Here is an 18237-nt window from a genome sequence, read left to right as displayed (position 1 = left end):
CTCGATGATCACGTGCCTGAAGGAGGCTGCGTCGGATGGGCCGGGATGTTCTGCCCTGGAGTGTTCTGCCCTGGAGCGAGTACCGCAGCATGCCGTGGAAGAACGGCGGCGGTACGACCCGGGAGGTCGCGTCGGGCACCGTGGAGGTCTCGGGCACCGTGGAGAGCGCGTCGGGCACCGTGCGGGCGTCCCCTTCTTCCTCTTCGTCCCCCTCCTCGGCAGAGCCCGTGGACGGCTTCGACTGGCGGGTGAGTGTCGCGGACGTGAACGCGGGAGGCGCCTTCTCCCTCTTTCCCGGGATCGACCGCGTGATCACGCCGGTCGAGGGCGAAGGCATGGTGCTGACCGTGGACGGGGCATCGCAGCCGGTCGAGCCGCTCAGCCCCTTCGCCTTCTCCGGCGACGCGGCGACGGACTGCCGTCTTGAGGCGGGCGCGGTGCGCAACATGAACGTGATGACCCGCAGGGGCCGGGCGACGGCACAGGTACGGATCGTCACCGTCTCCGCAGCCAGGGAGACGGAGATGACGTGCGCCCCGGGCGAGACCCTGCTCGTCATGGCCACCACCGAGGGAATCACCGTCGGTGGACCTGACGGACCGGAGACCGCGCTCGGCCGTCTCGACTGCGTACGTCTCGACTGCGTACGCCATGAGGGCCCGGGGGCCCTGACGCTGCGGGGCGACGGTGCGGTGGCCGGGATCAGGATCGCCTCGGCGCTCTGACGGCGGGGCCCTTGGAGCCTGCTGGTGGAGCCTTTCGGCGAGGTCTTCCGGTCGGTGAGGTCTTCCGGGAGGCCGCCCCAGCGGCGTCGGGGCGGCCCGAAGGGCTTGTTATTAGCGGTGGCGACGACGCCACGCTTCCGTTGCGTGGTGTACCGCGGTTGTGCCTCCCCCGGGGACGGCGGATTCTGTAGAGGATGAACGGGGCTGATGTGGCGCCATGACTGCATGGAACGCGGAGCAGAGCACCGACTTTCGTGGTCCCCTCCACGTCACCAGGGCGGCCACGGCGGTCGTCGACGCCCAGGACACGGTCATCGGATGGAGCCTCGCGGCGGAGCGGCTCCTCGGCTACCGGCCGCAGGAGATCGTCGGCCGACCCGTGACCACGTTCCTGTCACCCGGCCCGACGCACTCCGCTCTCCCCCTCCCTCCCCAGCTCCAGGGGAACGAGATCCGAGTGGCCCGGCACCGGGACGGGCGTGAGCTGATCGTCGCCACCGCCACATGTCCCCTGCCTGGCGTCGGCACGGCGACGCGTGTCCTCGTCGCGGCGGAGCTGAAGGATCTCCGGCTGTGGGAGTCCCGCCTCGCCCTGTTGCACGGCCTGGCCACCCAGTCACCCCTCGGCCTAGCCATCTACGACACCGAACTGCGCCTGACCTGGTGCAACGCGGCGTACGAACGGGAGATCGGACGCCCTTTCGCCGAGTTCCGCGGCTATCGGGCAGATCAGCTGTACTCCGAGGGAAAGTTCGTGACCAAGGGGCATCCGCCCACGCTCGACGCGGTCATGCACCACGTACTGGATACCGGAGAGCCATTCCTGGACCTGCACTTCCAGGGTCGGCCGCCCAGCGACCCGGAGACGGACCACATCTGGTCCTGCGCCTACTACCGGCTCCAGGACGCCGACGGACACGTGTTCGGAGTGTGCGAGGACGCGTTCGACATCTCCGATCGCTACAAGGCCCAGCGGCGCCTCGCCCTGCTCGTCGAGGCGGGACGCGGAATCGGGAACACCCTCGATGTGGTGGTCACGGCCGAGAAGATCACCGAGGTGGCGGTACCGGAGTTCGCCGCCACGGTGACGGTCGACCTCGCGGGGGCGGTACTGGACGGCGGGGTCCCGGCCACCGGCGGCTCGGCGGCGATGTCTCTCGTACGGGTCGCCCGCTCCTCGGCCGAGGAGCCTCCCCCGCCCCTCGTGCACCAACCGCCCGTGGAGTACCCGTCCGGTTCACCACAGGATCGCAGCCTCTCCTCGGGCGGGCTCGTGCTCGACGACAAGACCTTGGTCGTGCCGCTGCGGGCCGGGAACAGCACCCTGGGAATCGTCACCTTCATTCGCGGCGCCGGTTCGGCCGCCTTCGACAGCGGCGAGGTGGCACTGGCCGACGAGTTGGTCGCCCGTACGGCCGTGTCCATCGACAACGCCCGCCGCTTCACCCGTGAGCGCACCGCGTCGCTGGCCCTCCAGCGCCAACTCCTCCCGCAGCACGTGCCGGAGCAGTCGGCGGTCGACCTGGCCCACCGCTACCTGCCCACGGACGACGTGACAGGGGTCGGCGGCGACTGGTTCGACGTCATCCCGCTGTCCGGGACCCGGGTCGGACTCGTGGTCGGGGACGTGGTCGGCCACGGCCTGCAGGCCGCCGCCACCATGGGCCGGCTGCGTACGACGGTGCGTGCGTTCGCCCAGTTGGACATGGATCCCGTCGAACTCCTCTCCCGGGTCGACGACCTGGTGGCGCAGTCGGCGGAGGAGCAACGGGGCGAGCCGGGATCACCCGAAGGCACCTACGCCGATGTGACCACGGGGGCGACCTGTCTCTACGCGGTCTACGACCCGGTCTCACGGCGCTGCGTCATGGCCAGGGCCGGGCACCTGCCGCCTGCGGTCGTCGACCCGGACGGCGTTCTCTCCTTCCCGGACCTGCCCGCGGGACCGCCCCTGGGCCTGGGCGGTCTGCCGTTCGAGTCGATGGAGATCGAGCTGCCGGTGGGCAGCCTCCTCGCGCTCTTCACCGACGGCCTGGTGGAGGCCCGCGACCGCGACATCGACCACGGGCTGGACACTCTGGGACGCGTACTCAGCGACCGGCAGGCGTCGCTCGAAGAACTCTGCGACCGGGCCGTGGCGGAACTCCTGCCGGGCGGATCGACCGCCGACGACACCGCCCTGCTGCTCGTCCGTACCCGCGAACTCGACCCGTCGCAGGTCACCGAGTGGGAGCTGCCCGCTGAACCGGTCACCGCGGGCCGTGCACGGGACCTTGCCACCGGGCAGCTGCACCACTGGGGCCTCGATGAGCTGGCGTTCGCGACCGAGCTCGTCGTCAGCGAGCTGGTGACCAACGCGGTCAGGTACGCCGAAGGGCCGATCCAGGTACGCCTCATCCGTGACCGTACTCTCCTGTGCGAGGTCGCGGACACGGGCCACACCTCACCGCACCTGCGCCACAGCGGCGAGGACGACGAAGGCGGGCGCGGCCTGTTCATCGTCGCGCAGCTCGTCCAGAGATGGGGAACGCGCTACACCCGCTCCGGCAAGACCATCTGGACCGAACAGGCCTTCCCTACGACGGGTTGAGACGGCCGGTCCGCACCCCGGCCCGGCCCGTCAGTGGGACCTCCCCCGTCGAATGGGAAGCTGGCCCTCGCGACCCTGAGGAAAGGCCGGCCCGACCGACCATGAACAGCAGCAGCACTGTCAGCGCCCTGGAGCGTGCCGCCGGTCATCGAAAGCGCTTCGATGCGGCCTTCGAGAAGTATTTCGCCGAACTGGCCGGTGACCTGGGCGGCGCACAGCTGGGACGCTTCGCGCCCCGGTGTCTGGAACTCCTCGCCCAGTTGTCGCTGCGCGGCGGTAAACGGATCCGGATCGCCCTCCTCTACGAGGCGGCAGGGCTCGTCGACGCGGACGAGCCGGTGGGGTTGGCAGAGGCCGCGCTGAGTCTTGAGCTGCTCCACAGCCACGCGCTCATCCTCGACGACATCATGGACGACTCGCCGATGCGCCGCGGTGGCCCATCGACGTACCACGCCTGCCGCCAGGACCTGCCGGACAATCCGCAGGCCGCGCTGGGTCTTGCCATGATGACCGGTGATCTCGCCGGTTTCCTGGCCCTGCGCGTCCTGGTGCGCGCCGACCTGCCCGCCGAGCGCAAGCAGGCCATGCTCGACGTCCAGCTCGGCGTGACGACCGACACCGTCATCGGGCAGGTCCTCGACCTCGAGCGCGACGTGCATCCCACAGCCGATGACGGGATGTTGGAGACAGTGTGCGAGTACAAGACCTCGCGCTACACCGTTCTGGCTCCCCTGCGTCTGGGCCTGCTGGCCGCGGGGCAGGACCTGGCACCGTACGAGGAGAGCCTTCACCGTTACGCCCGGCTCACCGGTCTCAGCGGCCAGATACGCGACGACTACCTCGACCTCTTCGGCGATCCCGCCCTCACCGGCAAACCCAGGGGCGCCGATCTGCGGGCCGGCCGCCTCACCTACCTGACCCGCGAGCTTCTCGCCGCCACCGGCGAAGACGAACACGACACGGTCAAAGCCGCTCTGGGCGACCCCCACTGCACACCACAGACCATCGACCGCATCCGTGACATCGCCCACCGCCGCCACGTCCACACCCGCCTGCAGGCCACCATCGACCAGTACGCCGACGCCGCCACAGCCGAAGCCACCTCCTGGCACCGGCACTGGAACGAAGAAGCCGTCACCTTCTTCGAACAACTCCCCCTGTGGAACACCCGCCGAACCCGATGACCCCTCAGTGCGCTGCCGCCGGCACAGCGGCGCACCGAGCAGGGCGGTGGCGGTGCCCACATGGGCACCGCCCGGCGCGACTCTTAGAACCTTCTTACACGCACCCCCGATGCTCTCCCCCGTGAACTACGTGAAGAGGAACAGCAGTCAGACCCAGCAGGCCCGGCACGGTGACGTCGCGGGCGCGCGGCGTCGGCGCCGTGTCCGTACGTACGGCATCGCCGTGGCCGTCGTGCTGACCGCCACCTCGGCGTCGGCCGGATACCTGGCCATGGCCGAGCCGCCCGCAGCTTCGGGTACGCCGGACAAGCCGCCCCGGGTGCACGGCAGCACGGTCGACCTCAGCGTGCGTGGCGGCGTCGCACGCGTGGACACCGCGTCCCTGCGCGTCACGGGACGCACCGGCGACGGGGCCTCGCTCCCGGTCTCCGGCGCGGCGGGGCAGCGGCTCGGCAAGCCGGGCAAGGTGACCGTGAACGGCGACACGGCCCGCTGGTCGTACCCGGGCAAAAAACTCACCGTCACGGCGCGGAGCGATCACGGCCGACTGCGCATGACGGTGCACTCCGACGCCGACCAGAAGCTGTCCTGGCCCAGCACCGCGCCGAGCGCCGGTGGAGCCCTTCAGATCCCGCGCGGCGAGGGGCTGAACGTCCCGGTCGACGACACCTTCTGGAACTCCGCCGATGCGGGTCTGGGGGACACGGAGGCCGAACTCGCCGGCGGCCTCACCCTTCCGGCCTGGGGCTACACCCAGGGCAGGCACGGCGTCAGCTACATCGTGCCGGAGGAGGTCGGCACTTCCCTCGGCTTCGCCTCGAAGGACGGCCGGATCGGCTCCACGGCGCGGCACGAGTTCTCGCAGCGGGAGCAGACCCGCGACTACACGGTGCACTTCTCCCTCACGGGCCCCTCCCCCGTCTCCTCCGCCACCAACTACCGTGCCTATCTCGACGAGCACGGCAAGGTGCGCTCCTTGAAGCAGAAGATCAAGGAGAACCCCGAGGTCGAGCGGCTGCTCGGGGCCGTGCACGCCTACACCTGGGGCGACGCCCGCAGCGCGAAGGGCGTGAACGAGCTGCACAAGCTCGGCGTCTCCCGGCTCTGGCTCGGTTACGACGCCGACGAGCAGCCGATGGACAAGCAGGCCGTGCGGGCCGCGCAACGGCACGGCTATCTGGTCGGCCCGTACGACTCCTACGCCAACGGCCAGCCCTCCGGGAGCGCCGACAACCCCTCCTCGAAGTGGCCCGGCTCGGTCTACCCGGACTTCTGCGTACGGAACTGGAAGGGCGAGATCAAGGAAGGCTTCGGTGGCCGGGGCTGCTACCTCAGCTCCCAGGCGTTCAAGCAGGCCGAGCGTGGCAAGCACTACTTGGCTGACCGGGCGGAGAAGATGACGGCCAACGGCGCCGACAGCTACTTCCTGGACGTCGACGCGGCGGGCGAACTGTTCACCGACAGCAGTATGAGCCACCGCATGAACAAGAAGCAGGACCGCGCCAACCGCCTGGAGCGCATGCGGAAGCTCGCCTCCGACGACAAGTTCGTCCTCGGCTCCGAGTCCGCCGGTGCCTGGGCCGCCCCCGTGCTCGCGTTCAACCATGGCGGGCAGACGCCGGTCGCGGACGGCTTGTGGAAGCTGGAGAAGGACAAGGAGAAGTGGGGCGGCTACGTCCCGCAGGGCGAGCCTGCGGTCTTCTTCAAGGAGGTCGAGCTGCCGTCCGCGCTGGCGAAAGCGATGTACGACCCGCGCTACCGCGTCCCCCTGTACGAAACCGCGCTGCACGGCTCCGTCATCAACACCGACCGCTGGGAGCTGCCGTACAACAAGCTCCCGGACCAGAAGACCGACCGGGCGTTGATGTCCGCCCTCTACAACACCCCGCTCAACTTCACGCTCGGAAAGACGAACCTGCGGTCCACGGGCAAGGAGATGGCAGCGCTCCAGCGGTACTTGGCACCCCTGCACAAGGCCGTCGGCACCGAACGGATGACCGGCTACCAGCGGCTCACCGGTGACGGGACGGTGCAGCGGACGGAGTTCGGCGACGGAGACCTGACCGTGACCGCCAACTTCGGTAAGAAGACATACGGTTCGCTGCCCGGCGGTTGTGTGGATGCCGAGCTCGACGGCGAGACGAAGGCGCAGCGCCTGTGCCCCGCAGGGCTGAACTGAGGGGTTCGCGGACGAGGGGCGAGCCCCATCGATTACTGCGTGGGATCGCGGCGCAACGCTACCGGTGGGCGTCCTTGCCCCGTGGAAGGCCAAGCGGGGCGAGTCCGTTCATGAGAACGGTCAAGAGTCCCTCGGCTCGCTCCGGCGCCTGCGCGGACCTGCCTGTGAGCAGGAGGTAGAGGGCAGATCCGATCATGGCGTCGACCACCGCGTCGATGTCGGTGTCAGCACGGAACTCGCCCGATTCCACGCCGGTGCGCAGCAGGTCCGCGATGGCGGCGTGCTGGTCGCGGGTGTGGTGGCGGTACAGGGACTCGGCGTCCTGGGGACTCTCCGCGGCCGCCGCGGTCAGGGCGAGGACGAGGGCGGCGCTGCGCGAGTCGGTGCAGGCCTGCGCGTGGGACCGGAACCACCTGCTGATCGTCGAGCGGGCCTCGCCCGGCCGGGCCGTCGGTACGCAGCTGTCCGGGGCGGCGGCGAGGTAGCTGTGCCGGGTGACTTCGCCGACCAGAGCGGCTTTGGAGGACCAGCGTCGATACACGGTGGGTTTGCCGACGCCGGCTTCCGCGGCGACCTTCTCCATCGACAGACCCGCGTAACCGTCTTGAAGGAGCAGCTTCTCCGCGGCGTTCAGGATGCTCCGATCCGTGTCCGTCTTCCGGGGCCGTCCTCGGCGCTGCGTCTCGCTCACATCCTCAGCTTACAAGCGCTACGGTAGTTTACGTAACGACACGTAACGTAATTGGAGGAACCATGAACGCGAACGTGGTGGTCGTCATCGGCGTGGGCGGGATGGGTCGGGCCATCGCACAGCGCCAGGGCAACGGGAACACGTTGGTCCTGGCCGACTTCGACGAGAAGACCCTTTCCGCCGTCGCGGACGATCTGCGGGGACACGGCCATGCCGTGGTCGCCCACACCGTGGACGTGTCCTCGCGCGACTCGGTGGCGGAGCTGGCACAGGCCGCGGCCCGGACCGGCCGCGTCACCCAGGTCGCACACACGGCAGGGCTCTCCCCCGTCCAGTCGTCCGCCGAGGCGATCCTCAAGGTGGATCTGCTCGGCACAGCACTGGTCCTGGAGGAATTCGGCCAGGTCATAGCCCACGGCGGCGCGGGAGTGGCCATCGCCAGCATGGCCGGCCACATGCTGGCACCCGGCACCCTGTCCTCGGAACAGGTTCAGGCCCTGACGCACACACCTGCCGACGAACTGCTGGACCTGCCCTTCCTGGACCTGCAGGCCCTGGGCCCGCAAGGCGCCTACACCCTTTCCAAGTACGCCAACCAGCTCCGGGTCCGGGCCGCGAGCGCCGGCTGGGGTGCACAGGGAGCACGGGTCAACTCCATCAGCCCCGGCGTCATCTCCACGCCGATGGGGCGGCAGGAGCTCGCCGGGGAGAGCGGGCAGATCATGCGGGCCATGATCGAGGCATCCGGAACCGGCCGTGTGGGCACGGCCGATGACATCGCGGCCGCCGCAGCCTTCCTCCTGGGCCCCGACGCCGCGTTCATCACCGGCAACGACCTGCTCGTCGACGGCGGGGTCATTGCCGCACTCAGCTCCGGGCGCCTCACCCCCAAGGCATAGGGCGAGCCCGATACAGGCTCTCGGGCCGGGTGCTGAAGTGCCTCCCACGGCCGGGGCTTGGCGAACGCCCGGCTTCTGGGGGAAAACCCCCAGGCCAGACGGAGGAAATCCGCGTTCCGGTGTGCCCTCGCGGAGACCTAATGTGGCGTTGTCCGACCCCACCAGGTCTGCGACAGGACGGCATGACGGCAGGAGACGTGATGATCGAGGCCCAAGGGCTCACCGGGCGAGGCGCGCAAGGAGGAGGCACGCCAGGAGCGCGTGCCCTCGTGCGGGCCGTGGGGCGTGCCCCGTTCGCCCGGCGGGCCTGGGCCGAGGCCGTGTACTGCTTGATCGGGTTCCCGCTGGGCCTCGCGGGCGGGGTGCTGCTCGCGGTGGCGCTCGCCCTGGGGGCGGGGTTCACGGTGACGGTCGTCCTCGTCGTGGTCGGGGCGCTCCTGCTCATCGCGGGGCTCCAGTTGGCCCGGGCGCTGGGGGCACTGCACCGTCGCCTCGCCGACCGGCTCCTGGGAGATCGGACACCCGCGCCGCCGCCACTGCGTCCGAGCGGTCGGCTGGTCAGCCGCCTCGACGCCCGCCTGTGGGACGAGACCGGCTGGCGCTCGGCGGCCTACGTCCTGGCGAAGCTGCCGGTCAGCTGTCTGGGGGCGTACGCCGTCTTCTGGTGGCTCGCCGGTCTCGTCAACCTCACCGCGCCACTGCGGTGGGCGGTTTTCGGGCAGCAACCCGAGCCGGGTTCCCCGGAGGGCATGCCGGTACTCACGCCGATGCCCTTCGGCGGACTGGAGGCGGACACGTTCGCCGGTACGTTCCTCGCGGTCGCCATCGGTGTCGGCATCCTGCTGTGCGCGCCCTGGGTCACCCACCTGGTGACCGAGGCCGACCGCTGGCTGATCGGCGCCCTGCTCGGACCCGGCAAACTGACCGATCGGGTACGCGACTTGGAGGAGACGCGGGCGCTCGCTGTGGACGACTCGGTGGCGCTGCTCAGACGCGTCGAGCGCGATCTGCACGACGGGGCCCAGGTCCGCCTCGTCGCGGTGGCGATGAGCCTCGACATGATCAGACAGCGGCTTGACGAGAGCGAGGGCGAGGGCGACGCCGCCCGGCTCCGTCAGCTCGTCGACGTCGCACACCACAACGCCACCGAGGCCCTCACCGAACTGCGCGATCTGGCGCGAGGGATCCACCCCCCGGTCCTCGACGACGGTCTGCCGGACGCGCTCGCCACGCTGACCGCGCGCAGCAGCGTCCCCGTCGACCTGGTGACGGAGATACCCGAGCGTCCGACCCCGGCGATCGAGACCATCGCGTACTTCTGCGCCGCCGAACTGCTCGCGAACGTCATCAAGCACAGCGGGGCCCGGCGGGCGGCCATCACGGTGGCCCAGTTGGACGACCGGCTTCTCCTCCAGGTCGGGGACGACGGGTGCGGCGGTGCGGACGCCGGCGCGGGCAGCGGCCTGACGGGACTCATACAGCGCGTACGTACGGTCGATGGGCGGATGAATGTCGAAAGTCCCGATGGCGGTCCCACAGCGGTCACCGTCGAGCTGCCGCTGCACGCGTGAGAGCATGCCGCCATGCGCGTCGTGATCGCCGAGGATGCCGCTGTACTGCGGGAGTTGCTGGGCCAGATGCTCGCGGAGCGCGGGCATGAGATCTGTGCGTCCGTGAGCGACGCGGACGCCCTGCGCGCCGCCGTCGCCGAGCACCGTCCGGACGTCACGGTGACCGACATCCGGATGCCGCCGACGCACACGGACGAAGGGCTCCGCGCGGCCATCGACATCCGCCGTGACCATCCGGGCACGGGAGTGCTGCTCTTCTCCCAGTATGTGGAGACGAAGTACGCCACGCGCCTGCTCGCCGCGGGTTCGGCGGGTGTCGGTTACCTGCTCAAGGACCGGGTCGCGAACATCGCGGAGTTCACCGACGCCCTGGAGCGGGTGGCCGCGGGCGGTACGGCGCTCGACCCCGAGGTCGTCACGCAGCTGGCCGGGGCCGGTCGCCGTGCGGAGGAGCTCGCGCCTCTCACCGAGCGTGAGCGGCAGGTCCTCTCACTGATGGCCGAAGGGCGCTCCAACGCGGCGATCGCGCAGAGTCTCGTCGTCTCCGCGGGCACCGTCGAGAAGCACGTGGCCGCCGTCTTCGACAAGCTCGGACTGCCCGCGTCACATGACCACAACCGCCGTGTTCTGGCTGTTGTCCGCTACTTGCGCGGGTGATCGGGACCGCGTTTCCGGAACGAACGCCTCCGAAGGACATAGGCATATGTCAGAAGCACCACCGCGTCGTGTGTTGCCAAATCCCTTACGGGGCACCCCCGGCTGTGCGAAAGTCATTACCGGTCCATCCCGCCCGTTTGGTCGCACCGCATCCTCAACGGAGCACCTCATGCCGTCCCATGTCTTCGCGGACCGCCCTTCCGCCCAGCCGCCCGAGCGCGGCTCGGTCGAAGCGCTGATCACGCAGACGCGTCGGCTCCGCGGTGAGGTCGACGCCGTGCGCCGTGACGCCGGGGCCGACCGCGGCGACCGGGGCCGCTGGCAGCGTGCCCTGTGTGACCTGGCTGTTCATCAGCTCAACGACCTGGACGACCACCTCGCGCAGTTGAGGGACGGCCCCGTGCAGGCGGACGTGGCGCCCACGGCTCCCGCCGTGCCCGCGCCGCTCGAACCGCAGCACGGCTCACTGCTCAGCCGCGTCGGCAGCGCGGAGTGGAACCTCCTGAACGACGAGGCGAGTTGGTCGGGCGAGCTGTACCACATCCTCGGGCGGGACTCGGGAGCTCCCCCACTCTCCCTCGACGAGCTGCCCTCCCTGGTGCACGTCGACGACCAGCCGATGCTGACGGCCATGGTCACGGACTGCCTGATCGACGGCAAGCCGATCGACGGCGAGTTCCGTATCGTGCGCCCCGACAGCGACGTACGACAGGTGCACATGATGGGCGAGCCCGTGCTCGCCGCTGACGGCAGCACCGCCTCGATGTGGGCGGTGCTGCGGGACGTCAGCGAACTGCGCCGCAGCCAGCGAGTGGTGCGCGAGACCCGTGACTCGTTGCAGCGCCAGCGGCACATCGCGCAGACGGAGCACCGGCTCGCGGTCGAACTGCAGGAGGCTGTGCTGCCGCCGTGGCGCGGCTCCCTGCGGTTCCCGCACGGCGGACCCGCGGCCCTCGATCTCGCCGCGCACTACCTCCCTTCCTCGACGAGCTCACTGATCGGCGGCGACTGGTACGACGCGATGGAGCTGCCCGACGGCCAGTTCCTCCTCAGCGTCGGCGACCTCACGGGCCACGGCGTGACCGTCACGTCCGGCATGGCGATGCTCCTCGGCGCGGTGCGCGGCATGGCGGTGGCCGGAGTCCGGCCGGGCCAACTGATGGGCTGGCTCAACCAGTTACTGGACACCACCACGCAACCCGCCCTCGGCAGCGCCGTCTGCTGCCAGTACACCCCCACCACCCGCACCCTCACCTGGGCGCAGGCGGGACACCCCGCCCCGCTGCTGTTCCGCGACGGGACGGGGCGCGCGCTGACCCCACCGGGCGGCGTGATCCTCGGGGCGACCTCCGGAGCCACCTACGAGCAGACCGAAGTGCAACTCGAGCCCGGCGACCTGCTGTTGCTGCACACCGATGGTCTGGTTCCCCGGCGCGCCAGGGACGCGGCCACGAGCCGGCTGCTCGCGCTCGCGCCTCGCTTCTCGGAGACGCGGGGTGCGCAGGACTGTGTGCGGTTGGTCGTCGAAGAGTTCGGCGTGGCCCCGCGCGAGGACGACGCCTGCCTGCTGATCGCTCGGATCAACTGAGCCTGTACGAATACGACTACGACTAGGCCTGTGCCCGGCTGCCACCTCCGGTCTTGGCCGCCGCCTTCGGCAGGGCCATCTTGATCTCTTCACGCAGGTCCTGGATCTTCGGATAGCCCGAGTACTGAGCCGTCAGGCGGTACATCTCGCGCAGCCGGTCCCAGGTGCGGTGCGAGGAGTTCGACCCCATCGACACCAGCGCCAACCGTGCGTACCGATCGGCCTGTTCAGGATCGTCGGCGATGAAGCAGGCCGATGCCAGCGAGATGTAGTCGAAGATCTGCGAGCGGTCGCGGCCCTTGGACCGCAGTTCGATCGCTTCCCTCGCGTGGCGCTGGGCGGTGTTGGCGGCGGTCGCGTCGTGATCGGCGAGGGTGCGGTAGGCCAGGGCCTGCATGCCGTGCATGTCCGCCTCGTCGAACATCTGCATCCAACTGGGCGGTGGCACGTCTCCCTTGTCGGAGACGAACAGGTCCTCCGCGATGCCGAGCGTGCGGCGCATCGCCTGGCCCTTGCCCATCGACGCCTGTGCCCAGGCCTCGATGGTGTAGAGCATGGCCTGCGTGCGCGGCAGCATCTCCTCGCCCGAGCCCGACTGGGCGAGCTTCATCAGGTCGAGGGCGTCGTCGGGCCGCCCCAGGTGCACCATCTGGCGCGCCGCCCGGGACAGGGCCTCGCCCGCACGCGGCCGGTCGCCTCCTTCGCGGGCCGCGTGCGTGGCGATCACGAAGTACTTCTGTGCCGTGGGTTCCAGGCCGACGTCGTGCGACATCCAGCCCGCGAGGACGGCGAGGTTGGCAGCGACGCCCCACAGGCGGCGCTGGAGATGGTCGGGGTGTCGGTAGGCGAGCATGCCGCCCACTTCGTTGAGCTGGCCCACCACAGCCTTGCGCTGCAGCCCGCCACCGCGGGACGCGTCCCAGGCCCGGAACACCTCGACGGAGGTTTCCAGTTCCTCGATCTCCTGTGACCCGATGGGGGCGGCCTCATAGCGGTCGAACCCAGCGGGGTCGGCGTGCAGGGGATGGTCGGTTCGGGGAGCGTCGGCAACGAGGGCAGGGTCGGTGCGCAGCCAGTCGTGCATGGCGCTGCTGAGTGCGGAGCCGGCGGCGAGCGCGGCACCCGCGCCCACCAAGCCGCGTCGGTTGAGCATGAGGTCCATTCCCGTGAATTCGGTGAGGACCGCGGCTGTCCGTTCGGGCGCCCACGGCACGCCGTCGGGGTGCTCCACACTCCCGTCGCCACGCCGTTTCCCCATGCGCCCGTGCCGGACCAGACCAAGATCCTCAATGGTCACGACACGGCCGAGACGCTCGGTGAACAGAGCCGCCAAAACTCGGGGTACGGGATCGCGGGGGATTTCTCCCATATCGATCCAACGCCGGACCCGCGAGGTATCGGTGGCCAGCTGCGGGTGGCCCATGGCCGCCGCCTGCCGGTTCACCAGTCTCGCGAGTTCCCCCTTGGACCAGCCTGCCAGGCCGAAATGGTCCGACAGTCGGGTGTTGGGTTGTCCGTTCACGTCAAGCCCCCAGGTTCTCGGCTGAGTTGACAGTAACCCTCTGTCAGTTGCGGGGCGACTATTCGCCAGGGTTCGCCAGGGTGCGCCACATGGTGTGCCAGGGGACGGCGGGTGTCAGGTAGGAATGCGCCACCCCGACCCGGCCCACCGCGGGACATTCCCCAGGGTGCTTCCAAGGAAGCCGGGGCGGGAGGCGCAGCAATTCGCAGGCACACGAAGGGATCTGTATCGCCCATGTACACAGCATCGTCCTCCGTGTCCGCCCCGCCCCGGCCGCTGCACAGCCGACAGCCGGGCAGCGGCCCGTATCTGGAGCCCGCGCGCCCCGCGGCCGGGTCGCTCGGCACCGGCCGAACGCGACGCGTTCCGGGGCCCGGCACGCAACCGCTCAGCGGGAGACTCGACTTGTCCGGCCCCCAAGGGGCGCAACTGCGCACCGCGATCGCCTCGGTGCACCGCATCTGTCCGGAGTTCAATCCGGTCCAGGTGCTCCGCCGCAGCGGACGGACCGTCCTGCTCGTCGGAACGACAGGACGCAGCACCGCGATCGCCAAATGTTTACTCGACCACTCGCCGGTGTGGACCGAGCGGATCCAGCACGAGATAGCGGCCTACCGCTCGTTCGTCCGGCACCGTCCTCCGGTCAGGGCCCCGCGTCTGATCGCCGCGGACCCCGAGGACTGCACGCTGGTGATCGAGCGTATGCAGGGACGCGTCGCCGCGCTGTCCCGCCATCCCGTGGAGCCACCGCCGCGCGCCGACGTTCGCCTTGCGCTCAACGCGATCCGCCACCTCAACCGGTGGCGTCCGCCGCAGGAGCTGTTCGGCAGGCCCATGGACTACGGCAAGCGGATCTCCCGCTTCCATGAGCTCGGTCTGCTCACCGACCGGGACATGGGCGACCTTCAGAAGCTTCTGCACGGCATCGCGCACTCGGCCGGGCAGCACGGCACCTGGCAGTTCTGTCACGGCGACGCGCTGCTTTCGAACATCCTCCTCTCCCCCGCGGGCCCGGTGTTCGTGGACTGGGAGCACGCCGGCTGGTATCTCCCGGGCTATGACCTGGCGACGCTGTGGTCGGTGCTCGGTGACGCGCCGGTGGCGCGGCGCGAGATCAGCCAGCTGGCGCAGGAGCAGGGACCGGCGGCGCGTGACGCGTTCCTGGTCAACCTGATGCTGGTGCTCACGCGAGAGATCCGTACGTACGAGATGGCCGTGCAGCGAACGATGCACGACTCGGCTCCGATGGCACCGGGTCCGGCCCACCCCGGTGCCGCGCCGTCCGGCGAGGAACAGCGGCTGCTGCTGAGGCGGCTGCACGACGACTGCCAGCTGGCCCGTCGGGCCGTGCGCGCGGCGGTCGGTACTCGCTGACGGGGGAAGAAGGTCCGCAGTGCGCCAATGGACAGCAGCGCACTGCGGACCTTCACATGCCTCCGGCGACTTCCAGGTGACTATGACGTAGTGAACTGCACCGCGTCTACGTCAAAGGAATTGTCCTGCGGCGACTTGAAGACCAGATACAGCTTGTGGGTGCCTGCAAGGGCTTCGACCGGCACGTCCGGCGTGGCCTGGTAGGTGTCCCAGCCTCCGGTGTTGGGGACGGGTGTCGTGGCGAGCAGCTTGCCGTCGGGGGCGCCCGCGCGCAGTTCGATGGAGCCGACGCCGTAGGGCGAGGACAGCTTGTAGCTGACCTTGCTGACGCCTTCGACGCTCATCGGGCTGTACGCGATCCAGTCGCCGTTGCTGATGTCGCCGATGCGCTTGCCGTTCTCGGCGCCCTCCTGGGAGACGATGCGGGTTCCTGACTGGTCGTCGTGGTACTCGGCCTGCTTGTGCTTGGGGTGCATGACGGAGCGGCCGTAGCCGGTGAGGGCGCTGACGCCGTCGCCGCCCTTGTCGGTGTACTTCGCGTTGAGGACGTAGGTGAGGTCGGCGCCCTCGGGGTGGCCGCCCAGGTCACCGGTGTCCACGGTCCCCTCGCAGCCGGGGATGTCGGTGGTGGGGTGCTCGTGGTCGTCGTGCCCGAGTGCCGGGTTGACGGTGACCTTGGAGCAGTCGATCGTGCCGTCCTCGGGGTCGGTGACCGTGACCTTGTAGGGGATCTTGTCTCCGAACTCGATGAGCTTGCCGTCGACCGGGGTCTCGATCTTCACCTTGGGTGCCGTGTTGCCCGCCGTGACGGGCAAGTTGGCGTAGCCGGACTTGCCGGTGGAGTCGGTGATCTTCAGCTGGGCGTTGAAGTCGCCCTTGGTGTCGTACGTGTGGGAGGGGTTGGCCTCGGTCGAGTCATAGGTGCCGTCCCCGTCGAAGTCCCAGGCGAAGGTGAGCGGATCGCCGTCCGGGTCCTTGCTGCCCTCGCTGGAGAAGTCGACCTTCAGCGGGACCGGGCCGTTGGTGGCGGACGCCTTGGCCTGGGCGAGCGGGGTGCGCTGGCCCTGGGCGTAGTCGATGCGGTAGAGCCCGGAGTCGTTGTTGCCGCCGCCGAACTCGCTGCCCCACTCCAGGACGTACAGCGATCCGTCGGGCCCGAAGGTCATGTCCATGGGCTTGGCGAACTTCGCCGACTTCAGGAAGTCGTTGATCTTGAGGAGCTTCCCGTCCTTGTCGAAGCGGATCTCCTTGACCGAGTCGCGAGCCCACTCGTAGAAGAAGCTCGCGCCCTCGAAGTAGGCGGGGAACTTGGTCTTGGAGGGGTTCTTGGGGTCGTAGTGGTAGACGGGGCCGCTCATCGGCGCCGAGCCGCCCGCGCCCATCTCCGGGAACTCCTTGGACTCGCCGTATCCGTACCAGATCTCGGGCTGCTGGAGACCAGGCAGGTCCTTCAGGCCGGTGTTGTTCGGCGAGGGGTTGGTCGGCTTGGCGCAGTCGAACTTGGCGCCGACTTCCTTGGTGTCGGGGTCGTAAGGGGCGTACGCCTGGTTGTTGCCGTGGCAGAACGGCCAGCCGAAGTTGCCCGCCTTCTTGATGACGTTGTACTCGACGAGGCCTTCCGGGCCGCGGTTGGTCTCGGGGGCGCCACGGTCGGGGCCGTAGTCGGAGGCGTGCACGTAGCCCGTCTTGGGGTCGACGGTGAAGCGGAAGGGGTTGCGGAAGCCCATCGCGTAGATCTCGGGGCGGGTCTTGGCCTTGCCCTTGGCGAAGAGGTTGCCCTTGGGGATGGTGTAGCCGCCCTTGTCCGTGGGCTTGATGCGCAGGATCTTGCCGCGCAGGTCATTGGTGTTGCCCGCGGTGCGGGCGGCGTCCAGCATCTGCTTGCCCGGGCGCCAGTCGAGGGGGGCGTACCCCTGCCAGTTGGGGTCGAGGTTGGGCGGGGTGTCGTCGCCGACGCCGAGGTAGAGCGTGCCGTTCGGGCCGAACTCGACGGCGCCGCCGGTGTGGCCGGGCTCGGGGAAGGTGCGGTCGCGGTAGGCGGGGACGTCGAGGAGCTTCTTCTCGCTGGCGAGGTCGAGGGTGTTGTCCTTCTTGACCGTGAAGCGGGAGAGGCGGTTGACGTCGTCCTTCGCGCCCGCCGGGGCGTAGTAGAGGTAGATCCAGCGGTTGGTGGCGAACTTCGGGTCGAGTTCCATGCCGACGAGGCCGTCCTCGCCGCCGGTGTAGACGTCGAGCTTGCCGGCCGTGGAGGTGGAGTGGCTCTTCGGGTCGAAGATCTTCACCTCGCCGCTGCGCTGGACGTAGAAGACCTTGCCGTCCTTGGCGACGTCCAGTTCCATCGGGTCGGCGGTGTTGTCGTCGAGCGCGGTCTTCTCGTAGCCGGACCAGACCGTGCCGCCGCAGTCTCCCGGCTGGTTGCCCGCGGCCCACTTGATGCCGCCGAGCACGTGCTCGCGGAAGGCGGGCTCGGTGTAGGAGGCCTTGTCGTGGCCCATGGCGGTGGCCCAGACCTTGCCGCCCTCGGCGTTGCGGCACCAGGAGATGGGGTGGTCGGCGCCCATCTTGGAGCCGCCGGGGTCGTACGTCGTCTCGTCGGCGGTGACCAGGACGTGCACGTCACCGCGCGGGTTCTTGTCGAAGTTGTACCACTCCTCCGGGCGCTCCCAGCGCTCGGGAAGACCCTTGGTGGAGGGGTGCGCACGGTCGGCGACCTTGGCGGTGCCCTTCAGGACGCCCGGTGAGTGGGCGGGCATGTGGGCACCCGCGTTGATCAGGTCGTCCCACCAGGGGAAGGAGTCCTCGACGCCCATGTCCAGGGTGTTGTGCAGCGCGACGACGCCCTTGCCGCTCTTCACGTACTTCTTCATGGCGTCGCGCTGGGCTTCGGTGTCCCAGACCATGCCGGAGTTCTGCAGCATGATGATGACGTCGAAGTCCTTGAGCTTCTCGTCGTCGAAGACCGTCGCGTCGGCGGTCTCGACGACCTCGAAGTTGTTCGCGGCTGCCTGCTCCTTGACCATCTGGACGCCGGCCGGGATGGAGTCGTGGACGTAGCCGACGGCTTTGGTGAAGAGCAGCGCGCGGAAGGCGGGTGCCTTGTCGGCGGCGCTCGACGTGGCGGGCAGGAACCCGACGGCGAGCAGCAGCGCCGCCACCATGGCGATCACCGCTCTTCGTAAGCCTCTCGCGTCACGCAGCCTTCTGTCACGCGCATGACAGTCCATGGGGTGGTCCTCTCTCTGCGGGTCTGCTGGGAA

Annotated in this window: 12 protein-coding genes; 9 read left to right on the top strand and 3 right to left on the bottom strand. The window is 69.4% G+C overall.

All coding sequences use genetic code 11. The features are described from left to right. Nucleotides 1-35 precede the first annotated feature (35 nt). The 4 genes from ACWFRJ_RS01605 to ACWFRJ_RS01590 all read left to right on the top strand — a co-directional run bounded on the left by ACWFRJ_RS01605 (nucleotide 36) and on the right by ACWFRJ_RS01590 (nucleotide 6678). A complete protein-coding gene (locus tag ACWFRJ_RS01605; RefSeq protein WP_453523929.1) occupies nucleotides 36-725 on the top strand; it encodes a HutD/Ves family protein in 690 nt (229 codons plus the stop codon). A gap of 217 nt (nucleotides 726-942) precedes the next feature. Then, complete coding sequence (locus ACWFRJ_RS01600) at nucleotides 943-3315, top strand: SpoIIE family protein phosphatase (protein ID WP_453523926.1); 2373 nt, start codon at nucleotides 943-945, stop codon at nucleotides 3313-3315. 101 nt (nucleotides 3316-3416) lie between these two features. Then, complete coding sequence (locus ACWFRJ_RS01595) at nucleotides 3417-4499, top strand: polyprenyl synthetase family protein (RefSeq protein WP_453523923.1); 1083 nt, start codon at nucleotides 3417-3419, stop codon at nucleotides 4497-4499. A gap of 121 nt (nucleotides 4500-4620) precedes the next feature. Beyond that, complete coding sequence (locus tag ACWFRJ_RS01590) at nucleotides 4621-6678, top strand: glycoside hydrolase (protein ID WP_453523920.1); 2058 nt, start codon at nucleotides 4621-4623, stop codon at nucleotides 6676-6678. Between the two features lie 58 nt (nucleotides 6679-6736). Here ACWFRJ_RS01590 and ACWFRJ_RS01585 read toward each other — a convergent pair whose 3' ends face one another. Continuing rightward, nucleotides 6737-7369, bottom strand: a complete 633-nt coding sequence (locus ACWFRJ_RS01585) for a TetR/AcrR family transcriptional regulator (RefSeq protein WP_453523917.1) — start codon at nucleotides 7367-7369, stop codon at nucleotides 6737-6739. Nucleotides 7370-7431: 62 nt separating this feature from the next. On the opposite strand from ACWFRJ_RS01585, the gene ACWFRJ_RS01580 reads away from it, so the two are divergent. From ACWFRJ_RS01580 to ACWFRJ_RS01565, 4 genes are all read left to right on the top strand, one after another. Continuing rightward, nucleotides 7432-8268, top strand: coding sequence for an SDR family oxidoreductase (locus ACWFRJ_RS01580; protein WP_453523914.1), 837 nt, complete (start codon nucleotides 7432-7434; stop codon nucleotides 8266-8268). A 200-nt stretch (nucleotides 8269-8468) separates the two neighbouring features. Next, on the top strand, nucleotides 8469-9839 hold the full coding sequence (locus tag ACWFRJ_RS01575; protein WP_453523911.1) for a sensor domain-containing protein: 1371 nt from the start codon (nucleotides 8469-8471) through the stop codon (nucleotides 9837-9839). 12 nt (nucleotides 9840-9851) lie between these two features. Then, nucleotides 9852-10496, top strand: a complete 645-nt coding sequence (locus ACWFRJ_RS01570) for a response regulator (protein WP_453523908.1) — start codon at nucleotides 9852-9854, stop codon at nucleotides 10494-10496. A gap of 169 nt (nucleotides 10497-10665) precedes the next feature. Beyond that, complete coding sequence (locus ACWFRJ_RS01565; protein ID WP_453523906.1) at nucleotides 10666-12084, top strand: PP2C family protein-serine/threonine phosphatase; 1419 nt, start codon at nucleotides 10666-10668, stop codon at nucleotides 12082-12084. Nucleotides 12085-12106: 22 nt separating this feature from the next. Here the strand turns inward: ACWFRJ_RS01565 and ACWFRJ_RS01560 are convergent, their stop codons facing one another. Further along, complete coding sequence (locus ACWFRJ_RS01560) at nucleotides 12107-13606, bottom strand: DNA-binding protein NsdB (protein ID WP_453523903.1); 1500 nt, start codon at nucleotides 13604-13606, stop codon at nucleotides 12107-12109. 234 nt (nucleotides 13607-13840) lie between these two features. On the opposite strand from ACWFRJ_RS01560, the gene ACWFRJ_RS01555 reads away from it, so the two are divergent. Beyond that, a complete protein-coding gene (locus tag ACWFRJ_RS01555) occupies nucleotides 13841-14980 on the top strand; it encodes an aminoglycoside phosphotransferase family protein (protein ID WP_453523900.1) in 1140 nt (379 codons plus the stop codon). An 80-nt stretch (nucleotides 14981-15060) separates the two neighbouring features. On the opposite strand, the gene ACWFRJ_RS01550 is transcribed toward ACWFRJ_RS01555, so the two are convergent. After that, complete coding sequence (locus tag ACWFRJ_RS01550; RefSeq protein WP_453525038.1) at nucleotides 15061-18138, bottom strand: ThuA domain-containing protein; 3078 nt, start codon at nucleotides 18136-18138, stop codon at nucleotides 15061-15063. Between the last annotated feature and the right edge of the window lie 99 nt (nucleotides 18139-18237).

Source organism: Streptomyces sp. NPDC055239 (assembly GCF_053606205.1).
Note: the sequence above shows the minus strand (reverse complement) of the source record. Positions and strands in the feature narration are given on the sequence as shown.

What these genes read in the sequence shown, in the direction of transcription:
- ACWFRJ_RS01605 (WP_453523929.1), top strand. Translation starts at nt 36, where the DNA reads ATGGGCCGGGATGTTCTGCCCTGGAGTGTTCTGCCCTGGAGCGAGTAC.
- ACWFRJ_RS01600 (WP_453523926.1), top strand. Translation starts at nt 943, where the DNA reads ATGACTGCATGGAACGCGGAGCAGAGCACCGACTTTCGTGGTCCCCTC.
- ACWFRJ_RS01595 (WP_453523923.1), top strand. Translation starts at nt 3,417, where the DNA reads ATGAACAGCAGCAGCACTGTCAGCGCCCTGGAGCGTGCCGCCGGTCAT.
- ACWFRJ_RS01580 (WP_453523914.1), top strand. Translation starts at nt 7,432, where the DNA reads ATGAACGCGAACGTGGTGGTCGTCATCGGCGTGGGCGGGATGGGTCGG.
- ACWFRJ_RS01575 (WP_453523911.1), top strand. Translation starts at nt 8,469, where the DNA reads ATGATCGAGGCCCAAGGGCTCACCGGGCGAGGCGCGCAAGGAGGAGGC.
- ACWFRJ_RS01570 (WP_453523908.1), top strand. Translation starts at nt 9,852, where the DNA reads ATGCGCGTCGTGATCGCCGAGGATGCCGCTGTACTGCGGGAGTTGCTG.
- ACWFRJ_RS01565 (WP_453523906.1), top strand. Translation starts at nt 10,666, where the DNA reads ATGCCGTCCCATGTCTTCGCGGACCGCCCTTCCGCCCAGCCGCCCGAG.
- ACWFRJ_RS01555 (WP_453523900.1), top strand. Translation starts at nt 13,841, where the DNA reads ATGTACACAGCATCGTCCTCCGTGTCCGCCCCGCCCCGGCCGCTGCAC.
- ACWFRJ_RS01550 (WP_453525038.1), bottom strand. Translation starts at nt 18,138, where the DNA reads ATGGTGGCGGCGCTGCTGCTCGCCGTCGGGTTCCTGCCCGCCACGTCG.